Genomic DNA, 13,125 nt, shown 5'->3' on the forward strand with positions numbered 1-13,125 from the left:
GGATCAGTCCTTGCCTGTGCCGAGCCTCAGGAAGCCTTGCGCCGCATGAGCTTCGCCATCAGGGGCTCGATCAGGCTGCGCTTGGGTTTCCTGACCTCAGGGCGGCCCATCAGACCCGCCGCCAGCTTCACGAAAAGCTGGGCCACGGGCCCGTTGGGCTGCACTTCCGCGATCATCTGGCCGTTGTTGGCGGCTGTGCCGAAGAGATGTGGGTCGAAAGGCAGCGCCGCCGCCAGCTCCATCCCTAACGTCTTGGCGAACTCGGCTTCCGCGATCTCGGGCCGCTTCGGCATCCCGACCTGGTTGAGCATGAGCTGCGGCTGACGGTCATGGGTGCGAGTCTGCTTGCACAGATCGATCAGGTTCTTGGCGTTGCGCAGCGAGGCCAGGTCCGGCGTCGCGACGATCAGGATGTCGTCCGAGTTCGTGATGACGCGCCGCGTCCAGGCGTTCCAGACATGGGGCACGTCGAAGACGATCGTCGGCACCAGCCCGCGCAGGATGTCGGTGAGGTGATCGAGCGCTTCCTCGGACAGGTCATAGGTCTTGTCGAGGATGGCCGGCGCGGCGAGCAGGCTCAGATTGTCGGTGCAGCGCGACAGCAGCCGATCGACCATCGCCTGGTCCAGCCGGTCCGGTGCGAAGATCGCGTCGGTCACGCCCTGGGGCGGGTCCTGGTTGAAGTCCAGCCCTGCGGTGCCGAAGGCGAGGTCGAGATCGACCAGCACGGTCGAGGCGTTGAGGCTCTGCGCGCTTGCCCAGGCCACATTGTGCGCCACGGTCGAGGAGCCGACGCCGCCCTTGGCCCCGACCACCGCGACGGTGCGGCCAAGACTGGAGACGCCGGGCGTGGCGAAGAGATGCGAGACCGAGCGCACCACATCGAGCACGCCGACCGGCGCGATCAGGTAGTCGCTGACGCCCTTGGCGGTGAGTTCGCGATACAGTTGCACGTCGTTGACATGGCCCACGACGATGACGCGGGTTCCCGGGTCGCACACCTCCGACAGCCGTTCGAGATGGGCGAAGAGCTGCGCACGGTCCAGCGTGTTCTCAAGGATGAGCGCGTTGGGCGTTGGCGAATCCTGGAAGGCCTCCAACGCCGCAGCGGGCCCGCCCATCTGCACCTTGGACAGCGCCTTCTGCATGCGCCGGTCGGTGACGGCCGCCTGGATTGCGGCCGCCACGTCATGCGTGTCGCAGAAGGCCTGCACGGTGATGCGCGGAACCGGCGCGATGACATCGATGCTGGCTTCAGATAAAACTGCGCTGTGCATGCTCATGCTCAGTTTCCGACGGTCTGGTTGATGCGGGTCGCGCTGTCGCGATAGTTCGTGGACGGGTCCTGACCCTGGCGCAGCTTGCCGATGGCGGTCATGCGGCGCGCGGTGTCGATGCGGGTCTCGGGCCTGGCGCGCTGCAGGTCGAGCGGATCTGCCACGAAGGCGGCGAGGTTGTTCTGCGTGGCGCAGCCGAAATTGTGGTAGCTGCGGTTCGAGGCCGAGAACCGGTAGCCCGAAGAGCCGAGATCCTCCGGCCACAGCCCGCAGGGGCCGGGCACGCCGGCCTGCAGCCTGGCATAGGAGAGCCGGATCGGCCGGGCGGCGGTGTGGTCGCCGGCCGGATAGCCGCGCACCGAGATCAGCGAGGGCGCCACGCCCTCGCCGGCCAGCACCTTGCGGATGGCGTGCAGGCCGCTATGGCCATTGCCGCCGCGCCCTTCATGGCTTGGCACCTCGGCGACGATGTGGCTGCGCCCATGCTGGCGGTATTCCGCTGCGAAGGCTGCGAGATCGTCACGTTCGCGCGCGTCGAGATAGCCCGAGCCTGCGAAGATCTCGATGGTGCGCGGGGCTTCCGACAGCACGATCGGGTGCCGTTCGCGATAATCGGACGGGATCGATGCGGTGACATCGACGCTGCGCTGGTTGCAGGCGCCGAGGGTGAGGCCAAGGAGCGCGATGCCGGCCAGAGCGGACAGGCGCGACGGACGATGCTGAGGGTGGAGCGGCATGGGTTCCTCGTTCCGTTCAATCTGCGATGAAGCCGACACGGCCGCGGTAGCCATGGGCGGCGGCAGGCTTGCCCGCGCCGTAGATCTTGTTGAGGCGGCCCAGGAGCACGCCCTGCGCGTCATGGGCGTCGACGAAGCCGTCATCGGGCCTTGCGATCTGGCCAGGGTCAGCGGGCCGCGCCAGATAGGGCGTCACCATGATCAGCAGTTCCGTCTCGCTGCGCTGGTAGTCGCGCGAGCGGAAGAGTGCGCCGAGGATTGGCAGGTTGAGCAGGCCGGGAAAGCCGTTGATCGCCTGCCGCGAGGCTTGCTGGATCAGGCCTGCCGTCATCATCGAGCCGCCCGACGGCACTTCGATGGTGGTGTCTGCCTTGCGCACCCGGAAGCCCGGCACCTGGATGTTGCCGATCGAGCGGGCGTTCTCGACATCGATCTCGGTGACTTCGGTGGCGACGCGCATGCTGATGCGCCCCTCCGACAGCACGACCGGGGTGAAGTTGAGCGACACGCCGAAGGGCTTGAATTCGACGCTGGTCTGGCAGGTCGGCGCCACGCCCGGGATGGCGGAGGCCTGGCAACTCTGGCTGGCCGGCACCGGGATTTCCCCGCCGGCCGTGAACTTCGCCGACTCGCCCGACACCGCCGTGAGCGTGGGCTCGGCGAGGATGCGCGAGACGCCCGCGCGCTCCATGGCGCGCAGGACGGCGCCGTTGGAGCTTGCGCCAAGGTTCACGCTGGAATCGGGCTGCGAGAGGTTGACCGTGAACGGGTTGCTGAGCTTGCCGGCCACGTCGAAGCCGCGCGTGATCCAGCTCCCTGCCGCATCGACCCCGAGCTGCTTCATGGTCTGGCGCGAGACTTCCGCGATGGTGACCTTGAGCAGGACCTGGTCGCGGCCCCGGATGGTGAGCGAGTTGATGACCGCGCCGGTGGTTGCGCCGCCCCCGCCGCCCCCGCCGCCCCCGCCGCCCCCGCCACCCGAGACGCCGACGAAGGCGCGCGCGATGTCCATGGCCTGCGTGGCGTCGGAGGCGTTCGCCACGTTGCCGATGAGCAGGATCGAGTCGCCCGCGGGCTTCACCTCGATCTCGGCGCGCGGCAGCGCGGTGCGCAGCGTCTGGCGCAGCACGTTGAGGTCCCTGCCGACCGCGATGTCGAGCGTGGCGATCTGCTGGCCGTCGGCATCCATCGCGAAGATGGAGGTCGCGCCGTCGGCGACCCCGATGATGAACAGCTTGCGGGCGGAGCGCACCACGGCATTGGCCACCTTCGGGTTGGCGACGAAGACCTCCCTGGCGTCGCGCGGCAGCTCGATGATGATCGATTTGCCGATGGACAGGTCGATCCGCTGGCCGGTGCCGGCGGCGCCCCGCGTGCTGATGCGGTGGCTGGAGGAGGCGTTCTGCGCCTCGGCGGCGCTGATGGCGAACTGGGCCGGGATGGCCACGGCTGCGGCCATGGCGGCCAGCCGGATCATGCGGGAGCTGGGAAGCAGGCTGCTTCGGGTCATGTTCGATCTCACTGCTTCGCGGACTGGGAAGTGACGCCGAACCGGACCAGGGTCAGCCCCTGGCGGTCGCCGTTCTCGGGCATGGGTTCTTTGGCGTCGGCGAGGGAGCGCAGCGCGAGCGAGAGCGTTCCGGACTTCTGCGCGAGGGTCACGGTCTCCACCTGCCGGGGATCAAGCTCGAGCGTGGCCGTCTCGCCCACGATCACCTTCTCGCCGTTGCGGTCCTGCGTGTTGGGGCCGATGGCGAGCACGCGGATGTTGGTCAGGATGGTTTCGCTGTTGAAGCTGTCGCCGGAATCCTCCTTGGCGGTCTTGACGATGTCGACGCGGTCATTGGGCAGAACGAAGCCGCCCGCCGTGCTGTTGCCGGAGCGGTCGATGGAGATGGCGATGGCGCGCTTGCCGGACGGCAGCACGGCGGCGAGGAAGCCCGAGCCTTCGGCGCGGATGAGCTTCTCGCGGCGGATGGGTTCATTGGCGATGAAGGAGGAGCGGACGAGCGAGCCGATCACCTCCTTGTCGACCGCGGCGGCCTCCTCCTTGCGGAAGACGAGCTGCGGCACGCTGTCCATCGGCCAGGCAACCCAGCGCACGTCGTTCTGGCTGAGTGTGTTGCCCAGCGGCAGGTCGGTGGCCGCAACCAGCACCTCGACGGTGCGCGCGGACGAGCCTTCCTTCGCGGCCTTGGCCGGATCGGGGGCGGGCGCCGGCGAAATCATCATGTACGCCGCGAACATGGTCAGCAGCGAGATTCCAAGGACAGCAGCTCTGGCGCGCGTTAAACCCAACATGGTGACCCACCCGATGGAGACGTTTCTCGACGTCACCATGCGGGCCGAATCGTCAACTTATGGTTAATTGCGCGTTGATGATTTTGCTGTGCCGTTGCGTAAGTCAGGATCGGACTTGTCTCAGCCGAACAGGACGACCGATTTCCAGATCGCGGACTCAGGGAAGATGCACAGCCCGGCCAGCGCCAGCGCAATGCCATAGGGCACGCCGTTGCGCGGCGCGTGAAGTCGCTCCAGCCAGCCCCACCCCCATGCGAAGCGCGGCAGCGGCTGGGTGCGCATGTGCAGGATCGACAAGGTGACCAGACCGCCCAGGAAGCTGGAGATCACCACGTAATGGGGCAGAAGCTCCGGCCCGATCCACAGCGCGGTCGCGGCGGCGAGCTTGGCGTCACCCCCGCCGATCCAGCCCCTGGCGAACATGCCGAAGCAGACCACCAGCACCAGAACGCCTGAGCCCAGATGCCACGCCAGCGTCTCGAGCGGCATCTGCACTGCGGTGGCGAAGACGCAGAAGGCGGCGACGAGGCCGAGCGTGATGCGGTTGGAGATGCGCATCGAGAACAGGTCGCTCGCGGCGGCAAATGCCATGAAGGCCGGAAAAACCAGCAAGGTGGCGAGAGTCATGGCGGACATGGAAGCCTCCGTTCCGGACCGGTGAAGCCCTCCGGCATCAGCCGGGGAGCATGAACATCGCGTTTGGCGGCAACAGGGACAGCGACGCGATCGCCGCGCTTTGGCGGACCCGGCCGCGCCATGGGCGCAGCCTGCCGCGAGCGGAGGAGCCAGGCGCCCGGGCCGGGACCACGGGGCGCCCGGCCACGAAGCGCCTGGCTTTGGTGGATCAGGTATTCATGTTTGCGGCGATCGAACTGAAATAATCCACCAACCGTGCGCCGAGCGCGCGCCATGACGCGATGCAGGCCACGGCGATGAGGGCGGCGATCAGGCCGTATTCGATTGCGGTCGCGCCGGACTCGTCCCTGGCGAAGCGATTCATGAGATTGGTCATTGTGGTCCTCTGGGTTGGATTGGGCTGGAGGAGCCAGGAGCCAGGCGCCCGGGCCGGGACCACGGGGCACCCGGCCACGAAGCGCCTGGCTTTGGTGGATCAGGTATTCATGTTTGCGGCGATCCAATTGAAATAAACCACCAACCGTCCGCCCAGCGCGCGCCATGACGCGATGCAGGCCACGGCGATGAGGGCGGCGATCAGGCCGTATTCGATTGCGGTCGCGCCGGACTCGTCCTTGGCGAAGCGATTCATGAGATTGGACATTGGGAGCACTCCTTAAACACCACGGTTGTGTCGATCGTCGCTGGCTTCCTGTCCAGAAATCGTCGACTGACCGGACCATACCGATGATATCTTGCAGTTTCGTTAAATCAAAAACAGACTTGACTGTATCAGTGCAACGTATAGATTATAGTTAATTGACACTTTAACTTTAATGATTTCAAGCAAAAGCTCGTTTATGAAATCCTAATATGACACATATACAAAAGATAATTACGTTTTTATCAAATCTAATCTCAATAAATACGGCGCCATCCAAATATCTATCAAGGTGAGCTTGATGAAAATCCGTGCTTGAACCATGGCTGGCATCGCGCCCGGCGCCGTATTGCACGCCCGTCCGGCTTGCCCGACGCTGCAAGCGGGACCATGTTGCCGCCATTCCCCGGCGTTTCCCCGGCGTTTCCCTGGCCGGGCCTGCTTTCACGGCGCTGGCGTTATCAAATTCTTCACCATGATCGGTTCAGATGCAGCCGGACAGCAACGCATTCGGGACAACGACGCCATGCCGGTCAGGTATCATCACGCGGATCACACCAGGAAGCGCGCCGCAGCTCTGGCCTGCGTCAGGCTGCTTGTGCTGGCGTCGCTCGCGCTCGGGTTGCCGGGCGCCCAGGCGACCGCCACCGAGACCACCGCCGCCGGGACCGCCGCCGCCGGGACCACCGCCGCCGGGACCGCCGCCGCCGTGCAGGTCGTCGTCGACCAGGCCAAGGTCATCCGCCTTCCCGAAAAGACCCAGACAGTCATCGTCGGCAATCCCATGATCGCCGACATTGCAGTTCAGAAGAACGGCATCCTCGTCGTCACCGGGAAGAGCTTTGGCGTGACCAACTTCATCGCTCTCGATGGCGGCGGCCGGATGCTGGCTGAATCGCGCGTCACGGTCAGCGCCGCGTCCGACTCCGTCGTGGTCGTCCAGCGCGGCATGGAACGCGAATCCTATTCATGCGCCCCAAGGTGCCAGCCCGCGATCCAGCTTGGCGATTCCATCAAGTTCTTCGACGAGGTCGGCGGGCAGGCGACGAACCGCAGCAAGATGGCCGCCCCGTCGCGCTGAGGCCGCCATTGCGCCCGGCGCGGTTAAGCCTAATCGCATCTTGACGCCGGGTTCGGCATGGCCGCGCAACGGACTAACACTTCTGCAAACAATGCTTGCTAGTTCTTCCACCAGGTTTTGGAGGGGCTCGGGCATGACGTCCAGCGTGAACAGGGTTCCGGTCGCCAGGGGCATGCTGCGGCGCTTCCGCCGCGATCGCAAAGGCGCCACGGCCGTCGAGTTCGGCTTGCTCGCCATGCCGTTCTTCTTCATGCTCTTCCTGATCGTGGAGATGGCGATGGTCTTCTGGACCCGGCAGATCCTGCAGGAGTCTGTCTCGCAGGCGGCCCGCACCATCCTCACCGGCCAGAGCCGCAGTCTCTACACCGGCACCGTCGCCGTGCAGACCGCCGCCTTCCGTAAAGCCATCTGCGCGCGCATGACCACGTCGTCGACCTGCGAGAGCAGGCTGTTCATCGACGTGCAGCCGGTAGGCGCCGGTTTTCCCGCCGCCCAGGCCGCCAGCATGATCTCGGCCCGCACCATCAACGCCGCCTCCTTCATGATGCGCCCGGTGGCTGAGAAGGAAGTTGCGGTCGTCCGCGTGGCCTACACGATGCCGGTGTTTTCGCCGGGCTTTTTCGGCCAACTCGCGCGGCTGAACACGGGCGAGAACGTGGTCCAGGCCGTGGTGGCGTTCAAGGCCGAACCTTACTCGTCATGAGAATGTGAGAGCGCGCCCCATGAGTGCCCCCGATTTGCCTGCCCGCCGCCGCGTGCCGAGCCTGCGCAAGGATGAGCGCGGCGTGGCGGCAGTGGAATTCGCTTTCGTCGCCCCCATCATGCTCGCCCTGCTGGTCGGTCTCGTCGATATCAGCAGCGCGCTCTCGATGAAATGGCGCGTGGTTCAGCTCAACAGGACGCTCGCTGACCTGACCTCGCAGAGCAACTCGCTGACCACCGCCCAGATCGACAACATCTTCACCGCCAGCGCCGTTGTGCTGTCGCCCTACAACGGCAAGCTGCCGCGCATGGAGATTTCCAGCGTTGTGGTGGGCACGGACCGCAAGGCCCGCGTCTGCTGGAGCGAGGCCCGTGAGGACGGCAAGCCGGGAACGCTGCTCAAGACCGTGGCCGGGCTCACCAAGGGCACGATCGTGCCGCTGCCCAATAACGACATGGCGGTGCCGACCTATTCCTACATCGTCGCCACGACGAAGCTGGACTTTGGCGGCAACCTCACGCCCAGTTTCCAGATAAGCTCCAAGCCGATGTTTTTCCGGCCGCGAGCCGGCAATACCACCACCAATTCCCAACAGGTCGAGCGCAGCGGCCAGCCGGTATGCGCCGCGACCTGAGGCTGCGACAGGCCTCTTTCCCGCAGGCATGACAGTGCGGCGGCGCAGCTCCAGGCAGCGCAGAAGCCATGATGTGGCTTGCGCGCGCGCGCCGGAGCGCGCAAGGGATCGTCGATGAACGATCAAATCCCCGCCAGCCTCGCCGCCGCGCCGCGCCTCCCCTTGCCCCACGCCACTGCCGAGGCAGGGTTCGGCGTGTACCTGCACTGGCCCTTCTGCGCCGCCAAATGCCCCTATTGCGACTTCAACAGCCATGTCCGCCATCACCAGCCGGATGAAGCGGCCTATGTCGCCGCCTTCCGGCGCGAGATCGCCCATCGCGCCGCACTGACGCCCGGGCGCACGGTTTCGTCCATCTTCATCGGCGGGGGCACGCCGTCGCTGATGCAGCCTGCCACCGTGGCGGCGCTGCTCGATGCCGTGGCCGGAGCCTGGCCCACCGCCTCCGATGTCGAGGTCACGCTCGAGGCGAACCCGACCAGCGTCGATGCCGGCCGCTTCGCCGGCTATCGCGCCGCTGGCGTCAACCGCGTCTCGCTTGGCGTGCAGGCCCTCAACGACCGCGACCTCAAGGCGCTGGGCCGGCTTCACAGCGCCGAGGAGGCTCTGGCCGCGGTCGATGTCGCGGCCCGGCATTTTGCGCGCATGTCCTTTGACCTGATCTATGCCCGCTCGCCCGAGCAGAGCGTCGCCGAATGGCGCGCCGAGCTTGGCGGCGCCCTTGAGCGGGCCGTCGAGCACCTGTCGCTCTATCAGCTCACCATCGAGCCGGGCACGGCCTTCCACGCCCTGCGCGCCGCCGGCAAGCTCGCGGTTCCGGACGAGGACCACGCCCGCGCCCTGTTCGAGGCGACGCAGGCGCTGTGCGAGGCCCGCGGCTTCCCGGCCTACGAGATCTCGAACCATGCAAGGCCCGGCGCCGAGTGCCGCCACAACCTCGTCTACTGGCGCTATGGCGAATATGCGGGCATCGGCCCTGGCGCGCATGGCCGTCTGGTGATCGATGGCGTGCGCCGCGCGCAGTCCACCGAAAAGCACCCGGAGAACTGGCTGGCGCGTGTGCTGAGCGAGGGCTCGGCCCTGGTCGAGGACGAGGCGCTGGATGCCGAGGCTGCCGGAGACGAGTTCCTGCTCATGGGGCTACGCCTCGCCGAAGGCATCGATCCGGCGATGTACCGGGCGCTGTCCCGCCGCGATTTGTCCGAGGCGCGGCTCGCGTCGCTGATCGAGGATGGGCTGGTGTCGCTGCGCCCCGGCGGCCGCATCGCCGCCACCCCCGATGGCGCGCTCGTGCTTGACGCAGTGGTCGCCGACCTCGCCGCCTGAGGGGCGAGGGGCGAGGGGCGAGGGGCGAGGGGCGAGGGGCGAGGGGGCTCAGGCGCTGCGGCCGAACTCGCGCGGGGCCGCGTTCACCGTCACGGCGGTGCCGTTGCGCACCTCCTGCACCGCGAGGCCGCGCTCGATCATCCCGTCCGGCCGGAAGCGGAACAGCCCGTCCACACCCTCGAAGCCCGCAGCATTGGTGAGCACCTGCTCCGAGAAGCGCTGCGCGCCCTGCTGGCGCGCCAGCGCCGCCACCAGCGTCACGGCCGTGTAGGCGAGCGAGGCGATGCGCGTGGGCGCGGCGCCGAAGCGGGCGAGGTAGCGCTGGGCGAAGGCATTGAAGCCCCCTGCATCGGGCGCGGCGAACCAGCCGCCCTGCAACTGCGCCACGCGGAAGGCACGCGCATCGTTCCAGATGCCGGTGCCGAGCAGCCGCACGCGCTGCGTGTTGAGCCCGGCCGCTTCAAGCGCCGCGCCGATCGCCGGCAGCGTGTCGGCGGTTTCGGGCAAGAACAGGCTGTCAATCTGCGCCAGCGCCGGGGTCAGACGCGTCACGGCCTCCTGCATCCGGCCCTGATCGAGCGCGAAGCGTTCGATGGCCACGACCCTGAGCCCGCGCTGGGCGGCGGTCTGCTGGAAGGCGGCCTCGACCACCCGGCCATAGGCGGTATCGGGGATCAGTGCGGCAAAGGAGCGTCGCCGCTGCTGCGCGGCATAGCCCATCACGCGCTGCACCTCGAGTTCGGCGACGAACGACATCAGGTAGACGCCGGGCGCCGCCACGGAGGCGTCGGTCGAAAACGCGATGACCGGCCTCCCCGCCGGCCGCGCCACCGAGGCCACGGCCTGCACCGCGGGCGCGAAGAGCGGCCCGATGATGATTTCCGCCCCTTCGGCCAGCGCCTCCTGCGCGGCGGTGCGCGCATCATCGGCCGAGCCCTTGTCGTCCTTGACGATGAGCCGGATGTTGGGGTTCTGGAATTCGGCCAGCGCCATCTCGGCGGCCTTGCGCAGCGCGTTGCCTGCGACCCCGCCCTGGCCGCCTGCCGTCAGCGGCACGATGAGCGCCACGGGCACGCCGCCAGCCGCGCCGGGCTGGGCCGGGGCAGGCCCGGGACCTCGCGCCCCGCCGGGGCCGCGCGCCTCGTCGGTGCCGAACCCGGGCATTCCGCCCATGCAGGCGCCGAGCCCGGTGGAGAGCGCCGTGACGCCGAGAAGCTTCAGGCCGGCGCGGCGGGTGGGATGGAAATCGGACAAGACGCGCATCCTCATGCACAAGGTTTGGTGAATCATACCAAGCTTTGGCTTCAGTTGACAGCGCCTTCTCGACAAAAACCCTTCCCTAACAACCTGTTAATGATTGTTGCGCGGCGGGGTCGATCCATGGCCGCTGCTGCGCGCCGCCGGGCTGGCCTTGCGCGGCGGAACATGGCACCTCTGGCGCATGGACAGACGCCCCCAATGAGCCGCGACGATCACGCCCTGCGCAGCTTCACCGCTTTCGGCATCAAGGCCGAGGCGGAGCCGCTTGGCCCCGGCCTGCATGTCGTCGCCACGCCGATCGGCAACCTCAGGGACATCACCCTGCGCGCGCTGGCCACGCTCGCGGCCGCCGACATGATCCTCGCGGAGGATACGCGCGTGACCAAGGTGCTGCTCGCGCATTACGGCATCACCGCGCCGCTGATGGCCTATCACGAGCACAATGCCGAGGAGATGCGCCCCAAAGTGCTGGCGCGCCTGGCGAGCGGGGCCCGCCTCGCCTTGGTCTCGGACGCCGGCACGCCGCTGGTGTCGGACCCTGGCTATCGGCTCGTCGAGGATGCGGTGAAGGCGGGCTATCCGGTCACCGGCGCGCCCGGTCCCTCGGCGGTGCTGGCTGCGCTGGTGGTGGCGGGCCTGCCCACGGATCGCTTCTTCTTCGAGGGCTTCCTGCCCCCGCGCGGGGCGGCAAGGCGGGCGCGGCTGACCGAGCTTGGCGCGATCGCGGCCACCATCGTGCTGTTCGAATCGCCCCGCCGCCTTGCCGAGACCCTTCAGGACGCCGCCGCCATGCTGGGGCCGCGCCCTGCGGCGGTGGCGCGCGAGTTGACCAAACTGCACGAGACGGTGCGGCGCGGCACGCTCGTTGAGCTGGCGGCTTTGTATGAGGCGGGCGAGACCGCGCGCGGCGAGATCGTGCTGCTGATCGGCGCGGGCGAGCCGGCTGGGTCGGCGCAAGCGGAGGACGCGGTGGACGCCGCCCTGAAGGCGGCGCTGGCCACGCTCTCGCTCAAGGAGGCGGTGGCCCAGGTCACGGCCTCCAGCGGCCAGCCGCGGCGCAAGGTCTATGCCCGCGCCCTCGAGCTGACGCGCCGGCCCTGAGCCGCCATGCCGCCCGATCGCAGCGCCCGCGCAAAAGGTTCGGTCGCCAGCGGCCTCAGCGCCGAGCGGATGGCGCTGTGCGCGCTCGCGCTCAAGGGCTACAGGCCGCTGGCACGGCGCTTCGGCGGCAAGGGCGGGGAGATCGACCTCATCGTCAAGCGCGGCCGCACCATCGCCTTCGTCGAGGTCAAGGCCCGGATACAGATTGATGATGCCGTGACCGCCATCACCCCGGCCAAGCTTGCGCTGATGCATCGCCGCATTGGCGATTGGCGCGCGCGCAATCCCTGGGCCGCCGGCTGCGTGCTGCGCATCGACGCGGTGTTCGTCGGCAAAGGCAGCTGGCCCCGCCACGTCGCCGCCGTCGCGCCGCTGGACCTGCTTTGACCGGGCTTGCGCTGGAGGCCCCGGCGCGCCGATAAGGGCGGCCGAGCCCCGCCTGCCTCCCTAGCTTCAGGAACACGCCCATGAGCCTCACCGTCGCCGTGCAGATGGACCCGATCGAGCGCATCCGCATCGCGGGCGACTCGACCTTCGCCCTGATGCTGGAGGCGCAGGCGCGCGGACACCGCCTTTTCACCTACACGCCTGACCGGCTCTCGATGCGCGGCGCCACGGTGACGGCGGTCGGCCGGCCCTCAACGGTGCGCGATGTCGAGGGCGATCATGTCACGCTCGGCCCCGAGGAGCGGCTTGATCTGGGCGCCGACGCCGATGTGGTGCTGCTCAGGCAGGACCCGCCCTTCGACATGGGCTATGTCACCACCACGCATCTGCTCGAACGCATCCATCCGAAGACGCTTGTGGTCAACGATCCCGCCCATGTGCGCAACGCGCCGGAGAAGATCTTCGTCACCGAGTTCCCCGATCTCATGCCGCCCACGCTCATCACCCGCGACAAGGCCGAGATCGAGGCCTTCCGGGCCGAGTTCGGCGACATCGTGATGAAGCCGCTTTATGGCAATGGCGGCGCGGCCGTGTTCAAGGTGGGTGCGATCGACCCGAATTTCGGCTCGCTCTACGATCTTTTCGCCCAGATGTTCCGCGAGCCCTGGGTGGTGCAGCGCTTCCTGCCCAAGGTCACGGAAGGGGACAAGCGCATCATCCTGATCGATGGCGTGGCGGCTGGCGCGATCAACCGCGTGCCGGCCGAGAACGACATCCGCTCCAACATGGTGCGTGGCGGGGCCGCCCGGCCCACTGACCTTTCGGCCCGCGAGCGCGAGATCTGCGAGCGCATCGGCCCGGCGCTGAAGGCCCGCGGCCTGATCTTCGTCGGCATCGACGTGATCGACGGCAACCTCACCGAAATCAACGTCACCTCCCCCACAGGGCTGAGGGCGATCAAGCGCCTGGGCGGCCCGGACCTCGCCGTGGATGTGTGGAACGCGATCGAGGGGAAGATTGGGTGAAGGGAGGGCTGAAAGGT

General features: G+C 67.7%; 15 protein-coding genes. 7 read left to right on the forward strand and 8 right to left on the reverse strand.

The window, feature by feature from the left end; translation table 11 throughout:
- Positions 1–26: 26 nt before the first annotated feature.
- From HEQ16_03035 to HEQ16_03065, 7 genes are all read right to left on the reverse strand, one after another.
- Positions 27–1,277, reverse strand: coding sequence for an AAA family ATPase (locus tag HEQ16_03035; protein MCO4053031.1), 1,251 nt, complete (start codon positions 1,275–1,277; stop codon positions 27–29).
- 8 nt (positions 1,278–1,285) lie between these two features.
- Positions 1,286–2,014: a CpaD family pilus assembly lipoprotein gene (cpaD, locus tag HEQ16_03040; GenBank protein MCO4053032.1), complete on the reverse strand. Its 729-nt coding sequence runs from the start codon at positions 2,012–2,014 to the stop codon at positions 1,286–1,288.
- A 16-nt stretch (positions 2,015–2,030) separates the two neighbouring features.
- Positions 2,031–3,491, reverse strand: coding sequence for a type II and III secretion system protein family protein (locus tag HEQ16_03045; GenBank protein MCO4053033.1), 1,461 nt, complete (start codon positions 3,489–3,491; stop codon positions 2,031–2,033).
- Positions 3,492–3,532: 41 nt separating this feature from the next.
- Positions 3,533–4,315: a Flp pilus assembly protein CpaB gene (gene cpaB, locus HEQ16_03050; protein MCO4053034.1), complete on the reverse strand. Its 783-nt coding sequence runs from the start codon at positions 4,313–4,315 to the stop codon at positions 3,533–3,535.
- Positions 4,316–4,435: 120 nt separating this feature from the next.
- Positions 4,436–4,942 carry a peptidase gene (locus HEQ16_03055; protein MCO4053035.1) on the reverse strand — a complete coding sequence of 169 codons (507 nt, stop codon included), beginning with the start codon at positions 4,940–4,942 and terminating at the stop codon, positions 4,436–4,438.
- Between the two features lie 217 nt (positions 4,943–5,159).
- Positions 5,160–5,327: a Flp family type IVb pilin gene (locus HEQ16_03060; GenBank protein ID MCO4053036.1), complete on the reverse strand. Its 168-nt coding sequence runs from the start codon at positions 5,325–5,327 to the stop codon at positions 5,160–5,162.
- A gap of 99 nt (positions 5,328–5,426) precedes the next feature.
- Positions 5,427–5,594 (reverse strand): Flp family type IVb pilin, encoded by a 168-nt coding sequence (locus HEQ16_03065; protein ID MCO4053037.1) that lies wholly within the window; start codon positions 5,592–5,594, stop codon positions 5,427–5,429.
- A 523-nt stretch (positions 5,595–6,117) separates the two neighbouring features.
- Between HEQ16_03065 and HEQ16_03070 the strand changes: the two genes are divergently transcribed.
- The 4 genes from HEQ16_03070 (at position 6,118) to HEQ16_03085 (ending at position 9,335) form a co-directional block, all read left to right on the forward strand.
- Positions 6,118–6,672: a pilus assembly protein gene (locus HEQ16_03070; protein ID MCO4053038.1), complete on the forward strand. Its 555-nt coding sequence runs from the start codon at positions 6,118–6,120 to the stop codon at positions 6,670–6,672.
- Positions 6,673–6,817: 145 nt separating this feature from the next.
- The gene (locus tag HEQ16_03075; protein ID MCO4053039.1) at positions 6,818–7,375 is read left to right on the forward strand and encodes a pilus assembly protein; all 558 of its coding nucleotides are present in this window, start codon (positions 6,818–6,820) and stop codon (positions 7,373–7,375) included.
- Between the two features lie 19 nt (positions 7,376–7,394).
- A complete protein-coding gene (locus HEQ16_03080; protein MCO4053040.1) occupies positions 7,395–8,009 on the forward strand; it encodes a pilus assembly protein in 615 nt (204 codons plus the stop codon).
- Between the two features lie 114 nt (positions 8,010–8,123).
- Positions 8,124–9,335, forward strand: a complete 1,212-nt coding sequence (locus HEQ16_03085) for a coproporphyrinogen III oxidase (GenBank protein ID MCO4053041.1) — start codon at positions 8,124–8,126, stop codon at positions 9,333–9,335.
- Positions 9,336–9,383: 48 nt separating this feature from the next.
- On the opposite strand, the gene HEQ16_03090 is transcribed toward HEQ16_03085, so the two are convergent.
- Positions 9,384–10,598: a penicillin-binding protein activator gene (locus HEQ16_03090; protein MCO4053042.1), complete on the reverse strand. Its 1,215-nt coding sequence runs from the start codon at positions 10,596–10,598 to the stop codon at positions 9,384–9,386.
- 195 nt (positions 10,599–10,793) lie between these two features.
- On the opposite strand from HEQ16_03090, the gene rsmI reads away from it, so the two are divergent.
- From rsmI to gshB, 3 genes are all read left to right on the forward strand, one after another.
- Positions 10,794–11,696, forward strand: a complete 903-nt coding sequence (rsmI, locus tag HEQ16_03095) for a 16S rRNA (cytidine(1402)-2'-O)-methyltransferase (GenBank protein MCO4053043.1) — start codon at positions 10,794–10,796, stop codon at positions 11,694–11,696.
- A gap of 6 nt (positions 11,697–11,702) precedes the next feature.
- Positions 11,703–12,083, forward strand: a complete 381-nt coding sequence (locus tag HEQ16_03100) for a hypothetical protein (GenBank protein MCO4053044.1) — start codon at positions 11,703–11,705, stop codon at positions 12,081–12,083.
- Positions 12,084–12,163: 80 nt separating this feature from the next.
- On the forward strand, positions 12,164–13,108 hold the full coding sequence (gene gshB, locus HEQ16_03105) for a glutathione synthase (protein MCO4053045.1): 945 nt from the start codon (positions 12,164–12,166) through the stop codon (positions 13,106–13,108).
- Positions 13,109–13,125: the final 17 nt, after the last annotated feature.

Source organism: Bosea sp. (in: a-proteobacteria), assembly GCA_023910605.1.
Classification (GTDB): Bacteria; Pseudomonadota; Alphaproteobacteria; order Rhizobiales; family Beijerinckiaceae; genus Allobosea.